This is a genomic window from Pseudophaeobacter profundi, from assembly GCF_029697505.1.
GTDB lineage: Bacteria > Pseudomonadota > Alphaproteobacteria > Rhodobacterales > Rhodobacteraceae > Pseudophaeobacter > Pseudophaeobacter profundi.
On sequence record NZ_JARJEF010000002.1, the window covers coordinates 189,407 to 210,476 of the forward strand.

General features: G+C 58.3%; 23 protein-coding genes and 1 tRNA gene. 5 read left to right on the forward strand and 19 right to left on the reverse strand.

The window, feature by feature from the left end; genetic code table 11:
• Positions 1–50 precede the first annotated feature (50 nt).
• The 7 genes from P2081_RS04100 to P2081_RS04130 all read right to left on the reverse strand — a co-directional run bounded on the left by P2081_RS04100 (position 51) and on the right by P2081_RS04130 (position 6,875).
• Positions 51–815, reverse strand: a complete 765-nt coding sequence (locus tag P2081_RS04100) for an enoyl-CoA hydratase/isomerase family protein (RefSeq protein ID WP_278921613.1) — start codon at positions 813–815, stop codon at positions 51–53.
• Between the two features lie 192 nt (positions 816–1,007).
• Positions 1,008–2,042, reverse strand: coding sequence for a phosphotransferase family protein (locus P2081_RS04105; protein ID WP_278921614.1), 1,035 nt, complete (start codon positions 2,040–2,042; stop codon positions 1,008–1,010).
• Positions 2,043–2,054: 12 nt separating this feature from the next.
• Positions 2,055–2,705 carry a histidine phosphatase family protein gene (locus P2081_RS04110; RefSeq protein ID WP_278921615.1) on the reverse strand — a complete coding sequence of 217 codons (651 nt, stop codon included), beginning with the start codon at positions 2,703–2,705 and terminating at the stop codon, positions 2,055–2,057.
• Positions 2,706–2,707: 2 nt separating this feature from the next.
• The gene (locus tag P2081_RS04115; RefSeq protein WP_278921616.1) at positions 2,708–3,703 is read right to left on the reverse strand and encodes an NAD(P)H-dependent flavin oxidoreductase; all 996 of its coding nucleotides are present in this window, start codon (positions 3,701–3,703) and stop codon (positions 2,708–2,710) included.
• Positions 3,704–3,745: 42 nt separating this feature from the next.
• Positions 3,746–4,564 (reverse strand): SDR family NAD(P)-dependent oxidoreductase, encoded by an 819-nt coding sequence (locus P2081_RS04120; protein ID WP_278921617.1) that lies wholly within the window; start codon positions 4,562–4,564, stop codon positions 3,746–3,748.
• An 11-nt stretch (positions 4,565–4,575) separates the two neighbouring features.
• On the reverse strand, positions 4,576–5,694 hold the full coding sequence (locus P2081_RS04125) for an acyl-CoA dehydrogenase family protein (protein WP_278921618.1): 1,119 nt from the start codon (positions 5,692–5,694) through the stop codon (positions 4,576–4,578).
• Between the two features lie 5 nt (positions 5,695–5,699).
• A complete protein-coding gene (locus P2081_RS04130) occupies positions 5,700–6,875 on the reverse strand; it encodes an acyl-CoA dehydrogenase family protein (RefSeq protein ID WP_278921619.1) in 1,176 nt (391 codons plus the stop codon).
• Between the two features lie 161 nt (positions 6,876–7,036).
• Here P2081_RS04130 and P2081_RS04135 point away from each other — a divergent pair, with 161 nt between their 5' ends.
• The 3 genes from P2081_RS04135 to P2081_RS04145 all read left to right on the forward strand — a co-directional run bounded on the left by P2081_RS04135 (position 7,037) and on the right by P2081_RS04145 (position 9,388).
• On the forward strand, positions 7,037–8,032 hold the full coding sequence (locus tag P2081_RS04135) for an NADPH:quinone oxidoreductase family protein (RefSeq protein WP_278921620.1): 996 nt from the start codon (positions 7,037–7,039) through the stop codon (positions 8,030–8,032).
• A 148-nt stretch (positions 8,033–8,180) separates the two neighbouring features.
• Complete coding sequence (aroQ, locus tag P2081_RS04140; protein WP_278921621.1) at positions 8,181–8,633, forward strand: type II 3-dehydroquinate dehydratase; 453 nt, start codon at positions 8,181–8,183, stop codon at positions 8,631–8,633.
• Positions 8,633–9,388 carry a LuxR family transcriptional regulator gene (locus P2081_RS04145; RefSeq protein WP_278921622.1) on the forward strand — a complete coding sequence of 252 codons (756 nt, stop codon included), beginning with the start codon at positions 8,633–8,635 and terminating at the stop codon, positions 9,386–9,388. Before aroQ ends, P2081_RS04145 begins: the two co-directional genes overlap by 1 nt.
• A 548-nt stretch (positions 9,389–9,936) precedes the next feature.
• On the opposite strand, the gene tsf is transcribed toward P2081_RS04145, so the two are convergent.
• The 5 genes from tsf to P2081_RS04170 form a co-directional block, all read right to left on the reverse strand.
• Positions 9,937–10,812 (reverse strand): translation elongation factor Ts, encoded by an 876-nt coding sequence (gene tsf / locus P2081_RS04150; RefSeq protein WP_278921623.1) that lies wholly within the window; start codon positions 10,810–10,812, stop codon positions 9,937–9,939.
• Between the two features lie 78 nt (positions 10,813–10,890).
• Positions 10,891–11,658 carry a 30S ribosomal protein S2 gene (rpsB, locus tag P2081_RS04155; RefSeq protein ID WP_278921624.1) on the reverse strand — a complete coding sequence of 256 codons (768 nt, stop codon included), beginning with the start codon at positions 11,656–11,658 and terminating at the stop codon, positions 10,891–10,893.
• A 157-nt stretch (positions 11,659–11,815) separates the two neighbouring features.
• Positions 11,816–12,643 carry a lyso-ornithine lipid O-acyltransferase gene (gene olsA, locus P2081_RS04160; protein ID WP_278921625.1) on the reverse strand — a complete coding sequence of 276 codons (828 nt, stop codon included), beginning with the start codon at positions 12,641–12,643 and terminating at the stop codon, positions 11,816–11,818.
• 2 nt (positions 12,644–12,645) lie between these two features.
• Entirely contained in the window at positions 12,646–13,407 is a 762-nt protein-coding gene (gene olsB / locus P2081_RS04165; protein WP_278921626.1) for an L-ornithine N(alpha)-acyltransferase, read from the reverse strand.
• 107 nt (positions 13,408–13,514) lie between these two features.
• Positions 13,515–13,697 carry a DUF3553 domain-containing protein gene (locus P2081_RS04170; RefSeq protein WP_232402655.1) on the reverse strand — a complete coding sequence of 61 codons (183 nt, stop codon included), beginning with the start codon at positions 13,695–13,697 and terminating at the stop codon, positions 13,515–13,517.
• Between the two features lie 27 nt (positions 13,698–13,724).
• Between P2081_RS04170 and P2081_RS04175 the strand changes: the two genes are divergently transcribed.
• Positions 13,725–14,321, forward strand: a complete 597-nt coding sequence (locus P2081_RS04175; RefSeq protein WP_278921627.1) for a histidine phosphotransferase family protein — start codon at positions 13,725–13,727, stop codon at positions 14,319–14,321.
• Positions 14,322–14,418: 97 nt separating this feature from the next.
• Here P2081_RS04175 and P2081_RS04180 read toward each other — a convergent pair whose 3' ends face one another.
• The 7 genes from P2081_RS04180 to P2081_RS04210 all read right to left on the reverse strand — a co-directional run bounded on the left by P2081_RS04180 (position 14,419) and on the right by P2081_RS04210 (position 20,787).
• The gene (locus P2081_RS04180) at positions 14,419–15,684 is read right to left on the reverse strand and encodes a glutamate-5-semialdehyde dehydrogenase (protein ID WP_278921628.1); all 1,266 of its coding nucleotides are present in this window, start codon (positions 15,682–15,684) and stop codon (positions 14,419–14,421) included.
• Positions 15,685–15,793: 109 nt separating this feature from the next.
• A complete protein-coding gene (gene proB, locus P2081_RS04185) occupies positions 15,794–16,900 on the reverse strand; it encodes a glutamate 5-kinase (protein WP_278921629.1) in 1,107 nt (368 codons plus the stop codon).
• Entirely contained in the window at positions 16,888–17,922 is a 1,035-nt protein-coding gene (gene obgE, locus P2081_RS04190; protein WP_278921630.1) for a GTPase ObgE, read from the reverse strand. Before obgE ends, proB begins: the two co-directional genes overlap by 13 nt.
• Before the next feature lie 133 nt (positions 17,923–18,055).
• A complete protein-coding gene (locus tag P2081_RS04195; RefSeq protein ID WP_278921631.1) occupies positions 18,056–18,592 on the reverse strand; it encodes a GNAT family N-acetyltransferase in 537 nt (178 codons plus the stop codon).
• A gap of 250 nt (positions 18,593–18,842) precedes the next feature.
• Complete coding sequence (rpmA, locus tag P2081_RS04200) at positions 18,843–19,112, reverse strand: 50S ribosomal protein L27 (protein WP_027240304.1); 270 nt, start codon at positions 19,110–19,112, stop codon at positions 18,843–18,845.
• 11 nt (positions 19,113–19,123) lie between these two features.
• A complete protein-coding gene (locus P2081_RS04205) occupies positions 19,124–19,687 on the reverse strand; it encodes a 50S ribosomal protein L21 (protein ID WP_278921632.1) in 564 nt (187 codons plus the stop codon).
• Between the two features lie 236 nt (positions 19,688–19,923).
• Complete coding sequence (locus P2081_RS04210) at positions 19,924–20,787, reverse strand: DUF2059 domain-containing protein (protein ID WP_278921633.1); 864 nt, start codon at positions 20,785–20,787, stop codon at positions 19,924–19,926.
• A 123-nt stretch (positions 20,788–20,910) separates the two neighbouring features.
• Between P2081_RS04210 and P2081_RS04215 the strand changes: the two genes are divergently transcribed.
• Positions 20,911–21,000: transfer RNA gene (locus tag P2081_RS04215), tRNA-Ser, on the forward strand.
• Positions 21,001–21,070: the final 70 nt, after the last annotated feature.

Consider the following 21,070-nt stretch of genomic DNA (forward strand, 5'->3'; position numbering starts at 1 on the left):
TGCCTACACCTTTCTATTTTCAACCGGGCGCGTTTGTCCGCGCCGTGCTGTTACCCGCGATCAATCATGCGCTGCATCGCCGCTTTGGTCTGGCTGTTGAACCAACCGCCCTCGGGCGTATTTCCACCAGCCTCTATCGCTGCCCTGATCCGCGCGATTGTGTCACCTCTTAGCTGTTGCTTGATGGAGGCATAGGCAATCGAGGGGAGTTCGGCGAGTTTGCGCGCCTCGGCGAGAGAATACCCCATCAGGTCTTCGCGATCTTCTGCGACAATGTCGATAAAGCCAAAGTTGCGCGCGGCAATTGGGCCAATTGGCTGCCCCGTGAGCATCAGGCGGCGCAGCGTGTCGGCGTCCAGCGTTGCCTTGGCGATTTCAAGCGGGCCAACCGGAAAATCGGCACCCACACGAACCTCTGCCAAGCCAAATGCGGATTTTGTCATGGCGACCCTGCGATCACTGGCCAGCACAAAGAACAACCCGCCCGCAATCGCAGCGCCGCCGACGCAGGCAACTACCGGTTTGGGACAGGCGTAAAGGGCCAGAAAGCCCTCGTTCAGGCCACGCACAATGGCGTGTTGTTGATGCAGGTCGAAATCCTGTGCCTCCTTCAGGTCAAGGCCTGCAGAAAACACCTTGAATGGGCTGGATATAATGATTGCGCGCACCGCATCATCAGCGCCAAGCTGGGTGATCAATGTGCCAAATTCCATCAGGAATTCGGCGCTCAGCGCATTGACCGGGCCGCGCCCCAATTGCAGTTCAACAATCCCGTCACCGTGTTCACAGATACTAAGGGTGTCCTCTTCTGCCATTCCGGGCCTCCTTCGTTGGATAAAGGCCCGCGCTTGGCAAAGGCCCTTTGGGGACATATTGCACAGCCCAGGCCCAATCGGTCGAGGGCAAAGAGCTACGTAGAACCACGCATAAAACATCGTGGCACGCAGGGTTTAGCCAAAGAGTGTAAAGAAATTCGCCCCCGCAGAGAGGCGCAGCGAATCTTTGCCTCAGGCGTTTTTGTTAAGCGCGTCCAATCCGCTACGGGCAAAGCGAGAGACAAACCTGCCCAGCTTTATGGCGCGTTCCGGGTTGGAGGCATTGCCATCCACGGCACGTTTCAGCACGCCTTGCAAAATGGCGCCCATGCGGAAAAAGCTGAACGAGAGATAGAAGCCAAAACCGTCAATGCCGTCCAGCCCGCGCCGTTGACAATAGCTGTCAACAAAGGCTTGATCCGATGGCAGCCCAAGCGCGGCACGATCAATCCCCGCAAGGCCCCTGCCCTCGTCGCCTGGCGGCATTTGCCACTGCATGATCACCCCGGCCAGATCGGCATAGGGATGGCCAATTGTCGAAAGCTCCCAATCCAGCACTGCCCGGCAGTCCGCCCCATCTGCGGCAAAGATCATATTGTCGATCCGATAATCGCCATGCACCAACCCACGTTGACCATCATCCGCAGGCATCGCGCTTTCCAGCGCTGCGATCAGTTCGTTCATTTCGGCAATCACTTCGATTTCCGAGGCGCGGTATTGCTTGGTCCAGCGGCCCAGCTGGCGTTCAAAGTAATTGCCCGGAGGGCCAAAATCCGACAGGCCGACAGCCTTGATATCGACCTGATGCAAACAGGCCAGAACCCGGTTCATTTCTTGTATCACATCCCGGCGGGTCGCAGGGTCGAGATCCGGCATGGCCGGATTGGTGATATTGCGTCCAACCACATGATCCATCACATAAAAAGAGGATCCGATCACCGTGTCATCTTCGCAGAGCAAGTGCATTTTTGCGACGGGAACCTCGGTATTGGAAAGCGCCTTTTGCACCCGGAATTCGCGGTCCACCGCATGGGCTGATTTCAGCAGCACGCCCGGTGGTTTGCGCCGCAGCACATAGTTGCCCGCCACAGTCTTCAGCAGGAAGGTTGGATTAGATTGCCCGGTTTCAAATTTCTGAACCTCAAAATCGCTGTCAAAGCCCGGCAAATGGTCGCGCAGATAGGTGCCAACCGCCTCTTGGTCGAGGGTCTGGGTATTTTTGCTCATCCTCTGCTCCTGTCAGCTATAGGTCATAAGTGCGGCACGTTCGGTGTTATGAAAGTGCGGCACAGAATTGAATTCATGTAGAAAAAACTTCTCTTTCGAGAACACGAAACGGCTGGTTGAACTGTTTTTGATCTGCAAGTTCAGCGCAATCATCTGATCATTGGGCAGTTGCAGGCTGGCTGCAACCAACCTGGCAATCACCCCGCCGGAACTGACCACCAGTACCCGTTTGGCCTGGGTCTCAACCGCGTGCTGGCGCGCTTGTTCGACGCGCTGGCAAAACCGGCTCCAGCTCTCTTGCGCCTGAGAAATGCCACCGTCCTGCCATTCTGCAAGGGTTTCACGCAGGGCGCGAAAGTGGGTTTTGCGATCGGTGATCACATCTCGCGGTGCCTCTCCGCCAAACCGGCTGTGCAGCAGATCGTGAAAATCATATTCGTTCCAGCCGGGATGTTGTTCAAATCCTTGGTCAAAGCCCAGATCCGTGAGTGTCTGTTTCTGTCGTTCGAGGCTGCCGCTGATCATACGATCCGGCACCCAGTTCAGGGCGCGCAGGGTTTCCCCCAGAGCACGTGCTTGCTCTCGCCCCAGATCGCTCAGCCGGTCATAATTGTCGGCCCCAAACGAGGCCTGGCCATGACGCACAATCAGCAGCTCAGCCATCTTCAGGCACCAAATTCCTGCGCCAAGGCGCGGCCTGCGCGCTGGTATTCATCGGCGATGCGGTCGATCAGTTCCTGTGCAGAGCAGATGGATTTGACGTCACCGATGCCCTGGCCTGATCCCCAGATTTCTTTCCAGGCTTTGGGTTTTGACGATCCGCTGCCAAAATTCATCGAAGAGGCATCCGCCTGAGGAAGATTGTCTGGATCCAGCCCCGCCTGGGTGACCGATTTTTTCAGGTAGTTACCCCAAACCCCTGTAAACAAAGACGAATAAACAATATCCTCGGCGCCGCTCTCAACGATCATCTGTTTGTAACCGGCCTGAGCGTTGGCCTCGTGGGTGGCAATAAAGGGGGAACCGGCATAGCCAAAATCTGCCCCAAGCGCGCGTGCCGCCAAAAGGGCCTCACCGCTGGCAATCGCGCCAGAGAGCGCCAGCGGCCCGTCGAACCAGCTGCGAATTTCACGGATCAAGGCAAAGGGAGATTGCTCGCCCGCATGGCCCCCGGCACCGGCGGCAACCGCAATCAGACCATCGGCCCCTTTTTCAATCGCCTTTTTTGCAAAGGTATTGTTGATCACGTCATGCAGCACGATGCCACCACAGGAATGCGCCGCCTCGTTGACTTCGGGGCGGGCCCCAAGCGAGGTAATCCAGATTGGCACCTTCCAACGGTTGCAGATCTCCAGGTCACGTTCCAGCCGCGCGTTGGAACGATGCACGATTTGATTGACCGCAAACGGCGCCGCCGGGCTATCGGGGTTTTCCTGGTTGTGACGATCCAGTGCCTCGGTGATCTGTTTCAGCCAGGCCTCCAGCAGGATTGGATCGCCCTCGCTTTCCCGGGCGTTGAGCGCCGGAAAGGAGCCAACGATCCCCGCCTTGCACTGCGCGATCACCAGCTCTGGCACAGAGATGATAAACAACGGCGAGCCAATGAGCGGAAGGCGCAGCCCCTGCAGCGCAGCGGGCAGATGTGTTTGGTTTGAAGGCACGGTATATTTCCTTTATCAGTAACTTATTGCCCGAAGCTGTATCTAATCGTCCAGCGCACCAGCAAAGATGTTTTGCCCGGACATGACATTGATACCACCTGAAATGGGCACCACAGAGCCGGTCACATAGGCGCCGCCCTTGCCGCTCAGGAACAGGACAGATCCGGCAATATCTTCATAGCGACCAACCCGGCCCAGCGGCACATCCCGGCCGACTTTTTCGCGCTTTTCCTCATCCCCGGTGGCAAAGGCGGTCATGCGCGACACAAATGGCCCCGGTGCCAGGGCATTGACCGTGACATTCTTGTGCGCCAGTTCTTTGGCAAGGATTTTCGACAGATGGATCACCGCCGCCTTGGAGGTCGCGTAGCTATAGGCGCCATCGCCCATTGGAATTTCGCCCATGACAGACCCCACGTTTATGACGCGTGCCGGGTCGCCAGAGGAGCCGCTTTTGATCAACATTGGCAGCAATCGGCGCGTCAGGTCAAACACCGCTGTCACATTCACTGCCATCACCTTTTCCCAGCCATCATAGGGGAAATCCTGCAACTCTGCGCCCCAGGTGACACCGGAGTTATTCATCAAGATATCAAGCTGTTCTGTGCGGGATTTGATCTCTGCCACCAGGGCTTCAATCCCCGCCTCAGAGCCAAGATCGCCACCAAAGCCTTCCGCGCTGCCAGGCGCGTCCAGCGCGTTCAGCTCCTCTGCCACGGCGGCGCAAGCCGCGCCCTTGCGCGAGGCAATCAACACCCGCGCGCCAGCCCGGACCATGGCCTCGGCGGCCATGCGGCCGATACCGGTGGCCCCGCCTGTGATCAGCGCGGTCTTGCCGTTCAGTGTAAATAAATCCTGCATCTACGTCTCTCCTAAAAGCCGCGTAACTGCGCCACGATACCAGCATGATAGCCATAGTCACCCAGCCATTCCGCTGCCACCCGCGCGCGTTTCATGTAAAATCCCATATCAAAGGCATCCGTCATGCCAATGCCGCCATGCATCTGCACGCCTTCCTGCACCGATTTTTGCGCCGTATCTGTTGCCCGCGCCTTGGCAACCGATACTGCAAGCCGCGCCGCTTTGGGGTCCTCATCCAGGATGCGGCCGGCGTTCAACACGGCCGATTGGGTCAGCTCTATCTCGCACCACAGATGTGCGGCGCGATGCTGAAGGGCCTGAAAACTGCCAATGGTGGTGCCAAATTGTTTGCGTTCTTTCAGATAGCTAGAGGTCAGATCAAAGGCGGCCTGCGACAGGCCAACAGTTTCTGCGGCCAGCGCGGCCTGCCCGGCCTCCAGCGCCGGTTTCAGAAGGTCATACCCAGCCCCCGCAGCCCCAAGAAGCGCATCGCCTGCGACCTCGACCTCGTCAAATGTCAGATCTGCGGCATCGCGGCTGTCGATCATTTCCAATGCGTCACGCTGCAATCCTTGGGTGGCAGTATTGGCAAAGTCGAACAAACAAGGCCCCTCTTCGCTCTCGGCGAGGAGCAAGATGCGGTCCGCGTCGCATCCATCTACGACAAAACGCCTTTTTCCGTTCAACGTATAGCCATTTCCGCGTTTCTGCGCCGTGAGTCGAATGCTGTCAGGGGCAAATTTTGCCGTCTCATCCAAGGCAAAGGCATAGGTCAGCCCGCCACTTGCAATCTTTTCCAGCTTTGCCCTGGTGGTGGCGTCGTCGAATTGGCGCAACAGGGTTGCGGCCATGACGGCGGTGCTCAGAAATGGGCTGACGGCCAGGGTGCGCCCCATTTCACGCGCCAGGACATGGGCGGCAGCATGGCCCATATCAACGCCGCCGGCGGCTTCCGGGATCAAGACACCAGCCCAGCCTGCTGCGGCCATTTCCTGCCACAGCGCCGGATCTGATCGGGCGCCGCTGTCGCGCATCTGCCGTAGATGCGTCAGCGGTGCAGATTTATCCAAGAGAGAGCGAGCGGCCTCTGCCAAGAGGGTTTCTTCCTCTGTTTCAACGAGTTTTGCCATGGTTATTATCCTGGAAGATTCAAAATGCGGCGGCTGATAATCGACAGCATCACCTCTGAGGTGCCACCCTCGATCGAATTTGCCTTGGTGCGTAGCCAAGCCGAGGCCGGCGTCTCACCCCAGGTGAGCGCAGCGCTTCCCTCGGCTGCCATCACCAGTTCCAGCCGCTGTTTGTTCAGCTCGGTTCCCATGTATTTCAACATGGCAGAGGCATCGCCAACCCCTTGCCCCCCCTCGGCCTGGTCTTTGTACCGTTCCAGCGTCATCTCAAACGCAAGGCTGTCAACCTCAGCCCGCATCGCATCGCCCCGCAGTACCGGATCACTCTGTCCAGTGTCGCTTTCGCTCAGAACAGCGCCAAGGGCGCGTCCCGTGCCCATGGCATTGCCGCCACTGCTGATCATCTCGCGCTCATGGGTAAGCAGATACTTTGCCACATCCCAGCCCCGGTTGATGGTCCCGACGACCTGTTGCTTGGGCACGGTGACATTATCAAAGAAGGTTTCGCAAAAAGGCGAGGCCCCAGAGATGAGCTGAATTGGCCGCGTGCTGACACCTTCGCTGCGCATGTCTATCAGAACAAAGGAAATTCCCAGATGTTTCTTGGCCTCTCGATCAGTTCTGAGCAGGGCAAAGATCCAGTCGGCGCGATCGGCGTAAGAGGTCCAGATCTTTTGACCATTGACCAGCCAGGTGTCCCCCTGATCGGCTGCATGGCACTGAACCCCGGCCAAATCTGACCCGGCCCCCGGTTCGGAATAGCCCTGGCACCAACGGATTTCACCGCGGGCAATTGGCGGCAGATACTGTTGTTTTTGCTCTTCGCTGCCAAATTTGAGCAGGGCCGGCCCCAGCATCCAGATACCAAAGCTTTGCAAGGGCACACGGGCGTCGATGGCCTGCATTTCTTCCTTCAGGATCTTGTCCTGCGCGCGGCTGAACCCTGCCCCGCCATAGGCTTTCGGCCAGGTCGGCACGGTCAGGCCCCGCGCGGCGCAGCGCTCTAGCCAGTCTTTCTGCGCTTCAGATGTGAATTGCCAGGTGCTGCCACCCCAGCAGATACTGTCTTCTCCGGCGGCGCCATCTCGCATCTCTGGCGGGCAGTTCTGCTGCAACCAGCTGCGGATCTCGTGGCGAAAATCCTCGCCGGTGGGCGGGGTGTGGTCCTCTACGGTAGCCATGTTCTCTCCTCCTCACCGCTTGCGTGCCTCCTCCGGCGTGTCACGGTTTCACAATGTAGAATTACATTTCGCTATTGCATTGACAACGCGGCTGAGCGGCAGAAGACTTTACGTAATTTTAAGAAACAGCATGCTGCCGCAGCGCAGCTGAAGGGGGACAAATGAAATCCATGTTGAGCACCAGCCCGGGTGGGCCGGAAACCCTGGTCTGGACCGAACAGCCTGATCTGCCCCCCGCCAAGGGGGAGTTGCAGGTCGAGATTCGCGCTGCGGGCGTCAACTTTCCGGATACGCTGATCATTCGCGATCTGTATCAAATGAAGCCGCCACGCCCCTTTGCGCCGGGCGGCGAGATCTCTGGTGTTGTCACCGCCCTGGGCGAAGGCGTGAGCGGGTTCGAGATTGGTGACCGGGTGCTGGCCCTGACCGGTCATGGCGGCTTTGCCACCCAAATCTGCATCAGTGCCGCGCAGGCGGTTAAATTCCCCGAGGCAATGCCCTTTGAGGATGCGGCCGGTTTTGTCTTTACCTATGGCACCTCTTATCACGCCCTGAAAGATCGGGCGGCGCTGCAACCGGGTGAGACCCTGCTCATCCTCGGGGCTGCGGGCGGCGTCGGCGCGGCGGCGATTGAGCTGGGGAAATCTATGGGGGCAAAGGTGATTGCGGCGGTGTCGACGCCAGAAAAGGCCGCCTTTTGTCGCCAGATCGGCGCCGATGAGGCCCTGGTTTACAGCCGCGATATGGGGCGGGATGAACAGAAGGAATTTTCCAAATCTATCAAGGAAGTATCGGGCAAAGATGGTGTGGATGTCGTCTATGACGCGGTCGGCGGTGCCTATGCTGAACCGGCCCTGCGCGCCACGGCCTGGCTGGGGCGGTATCTGGTTGTCGGCTTTCCGGCTGGTATCCCCGAGATCCCTTTGAATCTGCCCCTGTTGAAAGGCTGCGATATTCGCGGTGTTTTCTGGGGGGCTTCGGTGTTTCGGGATCCAAAGGGCCATGCGCAAAACATGCAGGAACTGCAGGCGCTTTATGCAAGCGGCGCTGTAAAGCCGCAGATCTGTGCCGTGCTGCCGATGACAGAGGCGGCGAAGGCCTTGGACATGATGCAGGCCAGGCAGGTTCAGGGCAAGGTGATCCTGACCAACGCCTAACCAGATTTGGCTGCAGGTGCCGGGATGTCCGGCACCCGTCATTTGCGTGCGATATTCGCAACTGGCCCAAGGAAATCACCGGGTTCGGGCGTCGCTTTCCCTGTGCAATTCGCCTATTTCAGCCTAGGCTTGTACTGGGGGAAATACGATGCAGAGCATATTGATCTTGAACGGCCCGAACCTGAACCTGCTTGGCACCCGTCAACCAGAGGTTTACGGAGCCGAGACACTTGAAATGGTCGAGGCCCGCTGCCTTGCCCATGCAAAAAAGTCCGGGTTTCAGGCCCAGTGCCTGCAATCCAACCATGAAGGCATATTGCTGGATGCCATCCATGGCGCGCGCGGCCTGCATTCCGGGATCGTGTTGAATGCCGGAGCCTTCACCCATACGTCGATCGCGCTGATGGATGCGATCTACTCGGTGGAGATCCCAACCGTTGAGGTGCATCTATCCAATATTCATGCCCGTGAAGAATTTCGCCATCAGTCCTATATCGCGCGGGCGGCCCTTGGCCAGATCTGCGGTTTTGGCAGCCAGGGGTACCTGATGGCCATCGACGCCCTGGTGCAAAACCTGTCGCAGGTAAGTGACGCAACCTAATGGGAATAATGAATTATCTTCACGTCATTGCCGGTTCGAAAAGCCTGGAAGAGCTGTGGCATGCGCATGTATTGAAGATGGCTGAATACGGGTTTGATCGCCTTATGTATGGCTATACCCGTTTCAAGACAGATACTTCGCTGGGGGATCCTGACGACTTCGTCATCCTGACCAACCATGACCAGGACTATGTTTCAGGCTTCCTGAATGAGGGGCTGTATCGCCATGCGCCAATGTTGCGTTGGGCGCTAGAGCATGAAGGGGCCGGCAGCTGGCAGATGATCCAGGAAAAGCATCTTCAGGGTGCGTTGCAGCCAGAAGAAGAGAAGGTGCGCGCATTTAATGAGCGGATGCAGATGACGGCTGGCTATACCGTCAGCTTTTTTTCGGCTTCAAAACGGTATAAAGGCGCAATTTCTTTGGGGGGGCAGGTTGGTACCACCCAGAAAGAACTCGATGCGCTTTGGCAGGACTGTGGCGAAGACATCATTCTGATGAACAATATGGCGCATTTGAAGATCCTGACCCTGCCCTATGATCCACCGAATCGCAGCCTGACACGCCGCCAGAGAGAGGCATTGGAGTGGGTTGGCGATGGCAAGACAACCCAGGATATTGCCCTGCTCATGGGTCTGACGCCTGGCACGGTTGAAAAACACCTGCGTTTGGCGCGGGCCTCATTGTCAGTGGAAACCACAGCCCAGGCGGTTCTAAAAGCGGCGCTGCAAAACCAGATGTATGTGGTCGAAAGCTAGTATTCTGGCGCCACCTCAACGCAGGAAACCGGTAGATATATCGCTTTGGTTGAACCAAAGCAGGCCTATACCCAGAGAGAAGTTGCCCTAGGGGCAGGACGCGGCATTCGGGTAAGGAAAACACGACTACACGCGCAACCTGATTTGGGGCAAACTGCAGCTGTTCCGTGAGTGGTGGCTTTGGCCTAGGAACTAAGGGAAATGAACCTTGCAATATCAAGGCTCTCAATCCTGTTCGGTTGCTGGCGTGTATTTTTCCGCGCCGGTGCCGTGTTAAAGAGAGGTCCCATTCATCCCCATCGATGGGGCCTCTCGGTTCTCCTTTTCGATCTTTATCTGTTTATTTTTGCCGTGAAATACCGGTACTGCGCTGCGGATTTTTCCCCAGCTTACCCTAGTAATGGATTGCGAAACTTACTGCAAAGCCAAGGCATTCGGGCATCTGAAATGAGTTGAACTACTGCTCACCACTCCCCGCATCAGGCCACAAAAAAAGGGCCAGCAGAAAAGATCTGCCAGCCCCAATACGCATCCTCTGAAAGAGGATCTTAGCCCTGTGCTGCCTTGGCAACTTCGGCTGCAAAGTCTTCTTTTTCGACTTCGATGCCTTCGCCAACTTCCAGACGCACAAAACCGGTGATGGTGGCGCCAGCTTCTTTGGCAGCCGCTTCAACGGTGAGGTCAGGGTTCACAACGAAGGGCTGGTTCAGCAGGGTCGATTCGCCGACGAATTTCTTCATGCGGCCAACGATCATCTTTTCGATCACGGCTTCGGGCTTGCCAGATTCGCGGGCAATGTCCATCTGGACCTGCTTTTCTTTCTCGACCACAGAGGCATCGAGATCCGCTTCGGACAGGGCCGCAGGGTTCACCGCTGCGATATGCATGGCAACCTGTTTGCCAAAGGCTTCGTCGCCGCCGGTCATCGCAACCAGAACGCCGATTTTGCCCATGCCGGCAGTCACGGCATTGTGCACATAAGAGATAACAGTCTCGCCTTCGGCAGTAGCCATACGACGCACAGACATGTTTTCGCCAATGGTGGCGATCTTGTCGGTGATGACGGTTTCAACGGTTTTTCCGCCCATGTCAGCCGCTTTCAGCGCCTCAACATCTGCAACATCCAGAGCAACCTTGGCGATACCGCCAACCATTTCCTGGAATTCGGCATTTTTACCAACAAAATCGGTTTCCGAGTTCACTTCAACGGCAACACCTTTGCCACCGTCCACAACAACGGCAACCAGGCCTTCTGCTGCGGTACGGCCGGATTTCTTGGCCGCTTTCGCCAGGCCCTTGGTGCGCAGCCAGTCAACCGCGGCTTCCATGTCGCCATTGGTTTCGGTCAGCGCTTTTTTGGCGTCCATCATGCCGGCGCCGGTAGAGTCGCGCAGTTCTTTAACGAGTGCAGCTGTGATAGCCATCTGTGGCTCTCCTCATATCAAAACGGAATTGGGGCAGGTGATACCCTGCCCCACATGTCAAACCTGTGACAGGTCGCTTCAGGCAGATGCTTGTTCAGCAACAGCTTCTTCTGCGGGCGCTTCTTCCAGCGCGCCGAGGTCAACACCGGCAGCACCCAGCTGGGCAGACATACCGTCCAGCGCAGCGCGGGCAACCAGATCACAATAAAGGGTAATGGCGCGCGATGCGTCGTCATTGCCGGGGATAATGAAGTCAACGCCATCAGGAGAGCAGTTGGTATCGACGACAGCAACAACCGGGATACCCAGTTTTTTGGCTTCGGCGATGGCCAGCGCTTCTTTTTTCACGTCGATGACGAAGAGCAGATCAGGAACACCGCCCATTTCGGCGATACCGCCCAATGACGCCTGCAGCTTCTGCTGGTCACGTTCCATGCCCAGACGCTCTTTCTTGGTGAGGCCTTCGGCGCCACCTTCGAGCTTCTCGTCGATCTCGTTCAGACGCTTGATCGACTGGGAAACGGTTTTCCAGTTGGTCAAGGTGCCGCCGAGCCAGCGGTGGTTCATGAAGTACTGAGCGGATTTTTCAGCGGCTTCGGCGATGGGGCCTGCGGCCTGACGCTTGGTACCAACAAAAAGAACGCGGCCGCCCTTGGCAACGGTGTCACGCACGATCTGCAGCGCCTGGTCCAGCATTGGAACAGTCTGCGTCAGGTCCATGATGTGGATGCCGTTACGCGCACCATAGATATAAGGTGCCATGCGGGGGTTCCAGCGCTGTGTCTGGTGACCAAAGTGTACGCCTGCTTCCAGCAGCTGGCGCATGGTGAACTCGGGAAGAGCCATGCTAATATTCCTTGTTTCCGGTTTCAGTCCTCGGTGGGGGTTCAGAGCGGTTGCTCCAACCGGCGGCCCATTTGGGGATTTCTCCCCCAGACAGGCCAAACCCCACCTGCGGGTTTGATGACGCGCGTATAGGCCAGCTTTGCCCTACCTGCAAGCGCTATTTGCGCATCCGGGCATGGCCTGTGGCGACGCGTTCTTCGCAGGCTGCCGCCAGAGCTTTGCGATCGGAAAAATCAGCCACCTTCAGCGGTGCATGGTAGATCAGTTCTGCCCGGCCCTGGCGTGGGGCTGCCAAGGTTTTCAACAGATGCGGAGCAAAGTCCATCTCGCCCCACCAGCCGTAATACCGGGGGTCCTGCCCCTGTGGGGCATGAAACACCACGGACACCGGCTGGATATAGCATATGTCGCGTAGATGATCGCTAAAGAACGCTGCAAACAACGTTGTTTTGAATGGCAAAATTCGCAAGCCATCGGTCGATGTTCCTTCAGGAAAGAACAAGAGCTTGTGTCCCGCCTTCAGTCGCGTCTCAAACAGATCGGTCTGTTCTTTGGCGCGGGCGCGGTTGCGTTCAATGAACACGGTGCCAGTGGCGCGGGCAAGCCAGCCGATGCCGGGCCAGGCGGCGACTTCGGCTTTGGACACAAAATAGATCCGCTTTCGCGCGTTGAGCGCAAAAATATCCAGCCAAGATGTATGGTTGGCAACCACAGCGCCGCGTTCCTGCATCAGGGTTCCATGGGTGGAAAACCCCATGCCAAGCACCCGAAAGGCGGTGCGGCAGACAAACTGGGTGATAAAAGGCGTTACTGGCCGGTGCAAACCGCAAAGCGGCCGTTCAACCAGCCGGATCAGCAACAGAACAAGCAAACCACCAAATACCAGCACCGCCAACAGACTGGCACGCAGCGCGACCCGCAGCCAGCCAAGCGCGGTGATACGACCGGGCTTTGGCGCGTCGCCCCCTTGCCAGGTTGCTGACATCGCTATGCCTCGCCTGTGCGTGGCGAAAAGAGGCGCCGTTGCCGCGCCGTCATCTGGGCGGTGTCCAGGATCATGCAGACATCGGTGGTGTTGAAATCATGGTCCAGAAAGGCACCATCACCGACCTTGCCGCCAAGTCGCAGATAGGCCTTGATCAGGGCTGGGCAGGCAACCATTGCCTGGCGACGGTCAATCTGGTCCTGCGGCAACAGATCCATGCGCTGATACTGCCTGGAGCGACAGCGCAGGTCACTGGGGGCAAGATAGTCGTACTGCAAGACCGACAGCGGCCCGGCCAGCGCCGCGAGGTCGGTGCCCGCAAAGCTGGCAACCCCAAAGAGCACCTCGATCTGATGCCTATTCACATAGGCGCTTAGCCCTTCCCAGAGATGGAACAGCGCCTTGCCACCGCGAAAATCGGGATGCAGGCAAGAGCGCCCCAATTCCAGCAAGCGGCGCCCCGAAGCGGTCAGCGCGCCAAGATCGTATTCGCTGGCCGAATAGAACCGCCCCGCAGCCAGGGCCTGATCGCTACGCATCAAACGATAGACGCCAATGACCCGGTTGGTCGCGCTTTCGCGGATGATCATATGATCGCAAAAGGCGTCAAACTGATCTGTTTCCAACCCGGATTGATGATCAACCTGCGCCCCATCCGCGCCCATTTCGCGCACAAAAACCTCATAGCGCAGTGCTTGGGCCGCACGCAGCTCTGCGGCGTCCTGTGCCAGGGACACAGAGAATTCGGATGGGGTATCAGCCATATACCGGACCTTTCCAAAGACAATCCTGGCGGCAAATAGACCGCCAAACCGGGCAGAGGCAAGGTTTTCCTAAAACTCTAGGGGCTTTCTTAATCATTCATAAACCACTATGGCTCATTCACAAGAACCAGGGGGACACGTGCCCCGTCGAAGACCAGTTTTCCCTGGTCTGGAAAATTGACAGTAATTTTGCCGCCTGCGTTGGATTGGACCTCACCTGGTCCCCATTCTGGGTGATCCGGGTGCTGAACGCGCATGCCAGGGGCTAAGAAAGCATTGAGGTCGATCATTGGATAGGCCTAGTTCGGAGGAATGATATGGCCGTAGATACCGCCAATTTGGCTGCTTTGATAGGGTCCAGAATTTGTCACGATTTGATCAGCCCTGTTGGCGCGATCAACAATGGGCTGGAACTGCTGGAAATGTCCGGCGCCATGGCCGGACCAGAGTTGGAACTGATCTCTGACTCGGTGCTGAATGCCAATGCCCGTATCCGGTTTTTCCGCATTGCCTTTGGCGCAGCCGGTGACCAGCAGATGGGCCGCGCCGAGGTGGTTTCGGTTCTGGATGACCTCGCCAAGGCCGGTCGAATGAAATACCAGTGGGACCACCCGGAGGGCTGTAGCCGCAGCGAGGTGCGCCTGGCGTTCCTTGCGGCACTTTGCCTGGAAACCGCCCTGCCCTATGGCGGCACGATTAAGATTTCTTGTCGCGATGGTGCCTGGAGCGCGTCTGGCGAAGGCCGTAAAATTGCTGTCGAGGCAGGCCTTTGGGGTCATCTTGACGGCAGTGACACTGCAAATGCTGTGACCCCGGCATTGGTGCAATTTGCCATGTTGCCCGCCGCCGCGCAGGAGGCTGCCCGCAAGATCTCTTTTGATAACACGGCTGAAACGGTGAACATTCGGTTTTAACCAAAACCCGCGACATCTTGGAAGAACAGAAAAGCCCCCTCCACCTGGAGGGGGCTGTTTATGTTTTACTGGCTCTGCCTATGTGGCGACGCCTGTTCTAGGTGCGAATGGTCCCGTTTCCGCGCACCAGGTACTTGAAGCTGGTCAGTTGCGCCGCGCCAACGGGGCCACGTGCATGCATCTTGCCGGTGGCAATTCCGATCTCTGCCCCCATGCCAAATTCACCGCCATCGGCAAATTGGGTCGAGACATTGTGCATCAGGATTGCGCTGTCCAGTTCGGCAAAAAACTGCGTGGCGGCCGCCTGATCTTCGGTAATGATACAATCGGTGTGCTGCGAATGATGTCTGCGAATATGCGCAATTGCCGCGTCTATATCGGCAACCGGCTTTGCGGCGATCACCTTATCAAGGAACTCTTTTCCCCAGTCGTCATCACTGGCGGGCTGCATTGTATCCGGACCGGGCAAGCCGACAGCGGCGTGGATATCAACCCCTGCCGTGGCCAGCGCCGTCAGGACGTCGCGGCCGATGGTCTCGGCAATATCCTGGTGGATCAGCAGGCATTCTGCAGCGCCACAAATGCCGGTGCGGCGGGTTTTTGAATTCAACACCACCTCAAGCGCCTTGGTCGGATCCGCTGCCTTATCAAGGTAGATATGCACGATGCCTTCCAGATGGGCAAAGACGGGCACGCGGGCTTCGCGTTGCACCAGCCCTACCAACCCCTTGCCACCGCGTGGGACGATGACATCTACATAGTCTGTCATGGTCAGCAGCGCCTGCACCGCAGCGCGATCCCGCGTCGGCACCAGTTGCACCGCGTCTTCCGGCAGACCGGCGCTGCGCAGGCCCTGCGCCAGACAGGCGTGGATCATCTGGCTGGAATGAAAGCTCTCAGAGCCGCCGCGCAGGATCACCGCATTGCCAGATTTGAGGCACAGTGCCCCGGCATCCGCCGTCACATTGGGGCGACTTTCATAGATCACCCCGATGACACCAAGCGGCGTGCGGACCCGCTGAATATTCAGGCCCGAGGGTTGCTCCCATTCCTCCAGCACCTGGCCAACCGGATCTGCCTGCTGTGCCACAGCGCGCAGCCCGTCAACAATGCCCTGAATGCGCGGTTCATCCAGCATAAGGCGATCCATCATCGCTGATGACAGCCCTTTTGTGCGGCCAAATTCAAGGTCTTGTTCATTGGCGGCAATGATTTCGGCGCGCCGGTCCCAGACTGCATCTGCGGCAGCGGTCAGGGCAGCCTCTTTGCGCGCGGCGTCGGCTGTGGCCAAGACCTGCGCGGCCGCCTTTGCGCGAATGCCAAGGTCCACCATCAGATCGGGGATAGAGTGAATGTCGTTCATTGGTCAAATATACCTTTGCTGATCAAAGCTGGTGCTGCGGAGCCCGCCGCCGGTTTTGCCGCAAGAATAGGCGCGACGCCCCGGCGGGTTCCAGCCCAAAGTAAGAGGATCAGAGCGCCATATCGTCCCGGTGGATCAAAGCGGCGCGGCCTGGGTAGCCCAGCGTCGCTTCGATCTCGGCGGACTGGCGCCCCTGAATGGCGCGGGCTTCATCGCTGGTATAGCGAGACAGCCCCTGCCCCAAGCAGCGCCCTTCCGGGGTCAGGATGGCCAGAGGATCGCCCCGGCCAAAATCGCCCCCGATGTCGAGCACCCCCGCTGGCAGCAGGCTCTTGCCGTTTTGAAGGGCGCGCACGGCGCCTGCGTCAATCATGACTTCGCCGCGCGATTTCATCGCGGCGATCCAGCGCTTACGGGCCACCTGCGGATCATCCTGCGCGGTGAACCAGGTGCATAATGCGCCATCATTCAGCGTTTTCAATGGGTTCAGGGGGGAACCTTCGGTGATCACCATGGCGCAGCCCGCCGCTGTAGCCATCTTGGCCGCCAGCACCTTGGTGATCATGCCCCCCTTGGACAGCCCAGAAACCCCATCGCCGGCCATGGCTTCGATCTCGGGGGTAATGGTGTCAATCTGGTCATAGCGGTGCGCGTCTGGATCCAGCGCCGGATTGGCGCTGTAAAATCCATCCACATCCGACAGCAGCACCAAGACGTCTGCGCCGACAGTCACCGCCACCTGGGCCGCCAGCCGGTCGTTGTCACCATAGCGGATCTCGTCGGTGGCGATGGTGTCGTTTTCATTGACAATGGGCACCGCGCCCAGCCCGATCAGGGTTTCCAGCGTGGCGCGCGCATTGAGATAGCGGCGGCGATCGGCGCTGTCTTCCAGGGTGACCAGCACCTGCGCCGTGGTGATGGCGTGCGGCGCCAGGGCCTCTTCATAGGCACGCGCCAGACGGATTTGCCCAACAGCTGCAGCCGCTTGCGATTGTTCCAGTGGCAAGACGCTGCGCGGCAGGCCCAGAACTTCACGTCCCAGCGCAATAGAGCCGGAGGACACCAATATCACATCCTTGCCCAGCGATTTCATCCAGGCCACATCATTGGCCAGCGAATGCAGCCAGCCAGAGCGCAGCTTGCCCGTGTCGCGATCAACCAGCAGCGCCGAGCCGATTTTGATGACAATGCGCCGGGCTTCGGTCAGGGCCGCCAAGGCGCTTCCTCCTCGACGGGTTTCTGGCGGATGCGATCATCGTCGATCTCGGCGCGCACGGCGCGCAGCACCTCGTTCAGACCTTCGCGGCTGACACCGGACATCATCAGCACCTTGTCACCAACGGCAGCCTCCAGCGCCTTGCGCGCGGCTTCACGTTCTTCATCGTCCAATGCGTCGATCTTGTTCAGCGCGGTCACGCGAGGCTTGTTGGCCAGTTCGCCGCCATAGGCCTCCAGTTCATCAATAATGGTCTGGTAGTCGCCTGCCACATCTTCGGATGTGCCGTCGACCAGATGCAGCAGCACCGCGCAGCGTTCCACATGACCCAGGAACCGATCACCGATGCCCTTGCCTTCATGCGCCCCCGCAATGAGACCAGGAATATCGGCCATCACAAATTCGGTGTTATCAATGCCAACCACACCCAGGTTCGGGTGGAGTGTGGTAAAGGGATAGTCAGCGATCTTGGGGCGCGCATTTGAACTGGCGGCCAGAAATGTCGATTTGCCGGCATTGGGCAGGCCCAGCAGGCCGGAATCCGCGATCAGTTTCAGGCGCAGCCAGACGGTGCGCTCGACGCCTTCTTGGCCGGGGTTGGCGCGCCGAGGCGCCTGGTTGGTCGACGATTTGAAATGCAGGTTGCCAAAGCCGCCGTTGCCACCCCTGGCCAGCTGCACCCGCTGGCCGATCTCGGTCATGTCCGCCAGCACGGTTTCCTGATCTTCATCTAGGATTTCAGTACCAACGGGAACCCGCAGGATGATGTCATCGCCGTCCTTGCCGGTGCGCTGACGCCCCATGCCAGACTGGCCGTTATTGGCAAAAAAGTGCTGCTGATAGCGGAAATCAATCAGTGTATTCAGCCCATCAACGGCCTCGGCCCAGACCGAACCGCCCTTGCCGCCATCACCACCATCCGGGCCGCCGTATTCGATGTATTTCTCACGGCGAAAGCTGACGCAGCCATTCCCGCCGCCACCAGAGCGAATATAGACCTTTGCCAGATCGAGAAACTTCATGGTGGCTCCTTACTGCGCGACGGCCCCTGTGGGCGCGGCGCGAACATAGAAATGGGTCGTGATGAAGGGCCGGATTGCGGCCCCTAGCGGGATCATTGCCGAGTGCCTTACCTGAAAGCGCAGGCCGGGCCAATCACAGTTTTCGGCTGTAGGTCCATGTTGGCACATTTGCGTTGCGACTAACTGAAAAGGATTCCGCATCGCCAAGATAGTCAAAGCCGCAATGGATCAGCACCCGCGCCGAGGCCGGATTGTCCTGAAACACTGCCGCAAACATGGTGGCGTTTTTCAGCGGGTTTGCGGTCACCAGCGCCTCCAGTGCCTCTGACGCGAGACCGCTGTTCCAAAACACCGGGGCAATCCAAAAGCCCACCTCGGATTGATCGCGGTCCATGCGTTTCAGACTGATGAGGCCCTTCAGTTCCTCGCCGCCGTCGCGGGTGCCATCGATGGCCCAGATATCTTCGTCCCGATCCGCTGCGGTAGCGCGCGCCACCAGGGCCTCTACCGCGCCAGGCGGCATCGGGTGCGGCAAAGAGGTGGTCATGCGGGCCACCCGTTCATCACCGCTATAAAGGGCAATGAGACCACTGTCGGAGCTGCGCAGCGGCCGCAGCACAAATCGGCTGGCCTCAATCACCGGCTGATCGTTCACTGTATCCAGGCTCATATCTCTGCTCCTTTTCGCAAAGAGATCGGTAACGGTGGGATACCCGTCTAGATGGGGGCAAAAATCCGGCATTGGAAGGGGCGCGATATGCGTAATCCCAGGTTCAAACCACCCCACCCACGGGGCGGCATTGCCAGTTTTGCAAAGGCGGGTCCCTTACAATATGTAACGCGGCGCCAGGGCACCAAAATAGAAAAAAGGGGACCGGCGGTTGCCGATCCCCTCATTGTTAAAACCTTGTGGGTTCGGTTTACTCAGCGGCCTCCGCCACTGGGAGAACCGATACAAAGGTGCGGCCTTTCAGGCCCTTGTGGAAGGTGACAGCACCGTCCGCCGTAGCAAAGATCGTGTGATCCTTGCCCAGGCCCACGCCTTCGCCCGGCCAAAATTTGGTGCCGCGCTGACGAATGATGATGTTGCCTGCGATGGCCGCTTGGCCACCATAGAGTTTCACGCCGAGGCGGCGACCCGCTGAGTCGCGGCCGTTACGGGAGGAACCACCAGCTTTTTTATGTGCCATTCTGTCTCTCCTTAGCCTTTAGCCAGATCTTTGGCCTGTTCAACCCATTCGGGTTTCACTTTGACCGCGTCAATACCAGCAATATCGTCTTCCGACAAGGCTGCGATCTGGGCAAAGCTGGTCAGGCCAGCTTCGTTCAGCTTTTTGGCGGCGGCAGGGCCTACACCGGTCAGCTGTGTCAGATCATCAGAACCTGCTGCAACAGCCGGAGCAGCCTTTGGGGCAGCTTTGGCGGCGGCTTTTGGTGCGGCTTTGGTTGCGCCCGATGCCAGGATCTCGGTGATCTTGATCAGGGTCAGCTTTTGACGGTGGCCCTTGGTACGCTTGGAAGAGTGCTTCCGGCGACGCTTCACAAAGTGAATGAGCTTTTCGCCTTTGATCTGGTCGATCACTTCGGCTTTGACAGCCGCGCCATCTACCAGAGGAGCGCCCACAACAGGGGTGTCGCCACCCAGCATGAGAACTTCGTCGAACTGGATTGTTTCGCCAGCATCTGCAGCCAATTTTTCAATGCGGAGGATATCGCCCGCGTGAACTTTGTACTGCTTGCCGCCAGTCTTGAGGACCGCAAACATATGCGTGTTTCCTTTATCAACCGCGTCCTTTGGTCCCAGGGATCAATCAGATCCCGGCGTTTTGGCCCGATGGCCACCTCGAACAGCGCGCCCCCTTGGGGGACGTATTACAAATGAACCCGGCACAGGGAATCCGGGCCGGGATGGCGCATTTGCCCGATAACCCGCCCCCCTGTCAACCCATTGCGATACGCGTCGCACCATCAGAGCTGTCGAAACTGAAAGAGATCACAGGCTCAGATGTCTTCGCCCTGCCCCAGGTCCTGCATCCGGTAGGCCAGCGCTTCGAACCGATCGGCGGTGATTTCAAACTGGACCGCGTTCAGCAGTTCATAGACCTGTTGCATCAACGGGGTCTCCAGGGCTTCGACATAGGCCTCTATCTCGGCATCGCTGAAATCCTGATAAGTATAGGCCGAGGTCGCCAGATTGGCGGCCCGCAGCGCGAGCCGCATCTCGGGTTCCTGCGCGCGTTGCAATGCGCGCAAGCCATCGGCATCAAGCTGCAATTCGATGATCCCGGCCGCACTGGCCGCCATGAGAAAGCGAAACTGGATCTGTTGTACCGATTTCAGCCCGGCCCCCGCAGCATCGATCGCCTGCCCCATCCGGTGATACAGCGCAATGCGGGGGCTGCCGACTTGAACCAGGTCGGATATGATCCGCTCGCCAGCCACCTGCTTGGTGTCATCCTCTGCCACCAGATGCGAGGCGTTTTCGGCTGTGACCAGCCGTTGCCCCAGATCACTGGCATAAAAGGCAGCAGCATGGCTGAGAGTGTCGTCTTCCAGGGTTTCTTCCAGAATATCCAGCGCCAATTCGCGCATTTTGTCCTGATCAAACACGCTTTGCGACAGGCGTGTCCACTCGCTGCCAAAATCACTGGCAGACAGCCCCAGCATCATCGGCGCGTTGCCGGCCGAGAGCGCAATACTGTCCAGTGCCACATCAAACCCGGTGACCTGCAAAAAGGCTTCGACCTTGCTACGCTCTGCCGCTTGGGATGCGGGCGGTGCGCCAAGGATCACCAGTCCAACAAGAAGTAAAGCACGGGCCAGATGTGCAACCTGGCTGGAAAGCGGAATTAATAACTGTGTCATAGGTAGAGCCTAGGCGAAATATGTGGCCAGACAAATGAAAAAATGGCTTTCTCCAGAGAAGTTGAAAAACCCTCTTGCACTGCCGCCGGTTCCCCCTTACACGCTGCCCCACCAGACCCCCGCGGAGAGGTGCCGGAGTGGTCGAACGGGGCGGTCTCGAAAACCGTTGAGCCTTCACGGGTTCCCAGGGTTCGAATCCCTGTCTCTCCGCCATAAAACCTGCAAAAAATTGAGGTTTTATTCATACAAAACAATGTCGTATATATACTCAAGCACGCCCGAC

What these genes read in the sequence shown, in the direction of transcription:
- P2081_RS04100 (WP_278921613.1), bottom strand. Translation starts at nt 815, where the DNA reads ATGGCAGAAGAGGACACCCTTAGTATCTGTGAACACGGTGACGGGATT.
- P2081_RS04105 (WP_278921614.1), bottom strand. Translation starts at nt 2,042, where the DNA reads ATGAGCAAAAATACCCAGACCCTCGACCAAGAGGCGGTTGGCACCTAT.
- P2081_RS04110 (WP_278921615.1), bottom strand. Translation starts at nt 2,705, where the DNA reads ATGGCTGAGCTGCTGATTGTGCGTCATGGCCAGGCCTCGTTTGGGGCC.
- P2081_RS04120 (WP_278921617.1), bottom strand. Translation starts at nt 4,564, where the DNA reads ATGCAGGATTTATTTACACTGAACGGCAAGACCGCGCTGATCACAGGC.
- P2081_RS04125 (WP_278921618.1), bottom strand. Translation starts at nt 5,694, where the DNA reads ATGGCAAAACTCGTTGAAACAGAGGAAGAAACCCTCTTGGCAGAGGCC.
- P2081_RS04130 (WP_278921619.1), bottom strand. Translation starts at nt 6,875, where the DNA reads ATGGCTACCGTAGAGGACCACACCCCGCCCACCGGCGAGGATTTTCGC.
- P2081_RS04135 (WP_278921620.1), top strand. Translation starts at nt 7,037, where the DNA reads ATGAAATCCATGTTGAGCACCAGCCCGGGTGGGCCGGAAACCCTGGTC.
- aroQ (WP_278921621.1), top strand. Translation starts at nt 8,181, where the DNA reads ATGCAGAGCATATTGATCTTGAACGGCCCGAACCTGAACCTGCTTGGC.
- P2081_RS04145 (WP_278921622.1), top strand. Translation starts at nt 8,633, where the DNA reads ATGGGAATAATGAATTATCTTCACGTCATTGCCGGTTCGAAAAGCCTG.
- tsf (WP_278921623.1), bottom strand. Translation starts at nt 10,812, where the DNA reads ATGGCTATCACAGCTGCACTCGTTAAAGAACTGCGCGACTCTACCGGC.
- rpsB (WP_278921624.1), bottom strand. Translation starts at nt 11,658, where the DNA reads ATGGCTCTTCCCGAGTTCACCATGCGCCAGCTGCTGGAAGCAGGCGTA.
- olsA (WP_278921625.1), bottom strand. Translation starts at nt 12,643, where the DNA reads ATGTCAGCAACCTGGCAAGGGGGCGACGCGCCAAAGCCCGGTCGTATC.
- olsB (WP_278921626.1), bottom strand. Translation starts at nt 13,407, where the DNA reads ATGGCTGATACCCCATCCGAATTCTCTGTGTCCCTGGCACAGGACGCC.
- P2081_RS04170 (WP_232402655.1), bottom strand. Translation starts at nt 13,697, where the DNA reads ATGATCGACCTCAATGCTTTCTTAGCCCCTGGCATGCGCGTTCAGCAC.
- P2081_RS04175 (WP_278921627.1), top strand. Translation starts at nt 13,725, where the DNA reads ATGGCCGTAGATACCGCCAATTTGGCTGCTTTGATAGGGTCCAGAATT.
- P2081_RS04180 (WP_278921628.1), bottom strand. Translation starts at nt 15,684, where the DNA reads ATGAACGACATTCACTCTATCCCCGATCTGATGGTGGACCTTGGCATT.
- obgE (WP_278921630.1), bottom strand. Translation starts at nt 17,922, where the DNA reads ATGAAGTTTCTCGATCTGGCAAAGGTCTATATTCGCTCTGGTGGCGGC.
- P2081_RS04195 (WP_278921631.1), bottom strand. Translation starts at nt 18,592, where the DNA reads ATGAGCCTGGATACAGTGAACGATCAGCCGGTGATTGAGGCCAGCCGA.
- rpmA (WP_027240304.1), bottom strand. Translation starts at nt 19,112, where the DNA reads ATGGCACATAAAAAAGCTGGTGGTTCCTCCCGTAACGGCCGCGACTCA.
- P2081_RS04205 (WP_278921632.1), bottom strand. Translation starts at nt 19,687, where the DNA reads ATGTTTGCGGTCCTCAAGACTGGCGGCAAGCAGTACAAAGTTCACGCG.
- P2081_RS04210 (WP_278921633.1), bottom strand. Translation starts at nt 20,787, where the DNA reads ATGACACAGTTATTAATTCCGCTTTCCAGCCAGGTTGCACATCTGGCC.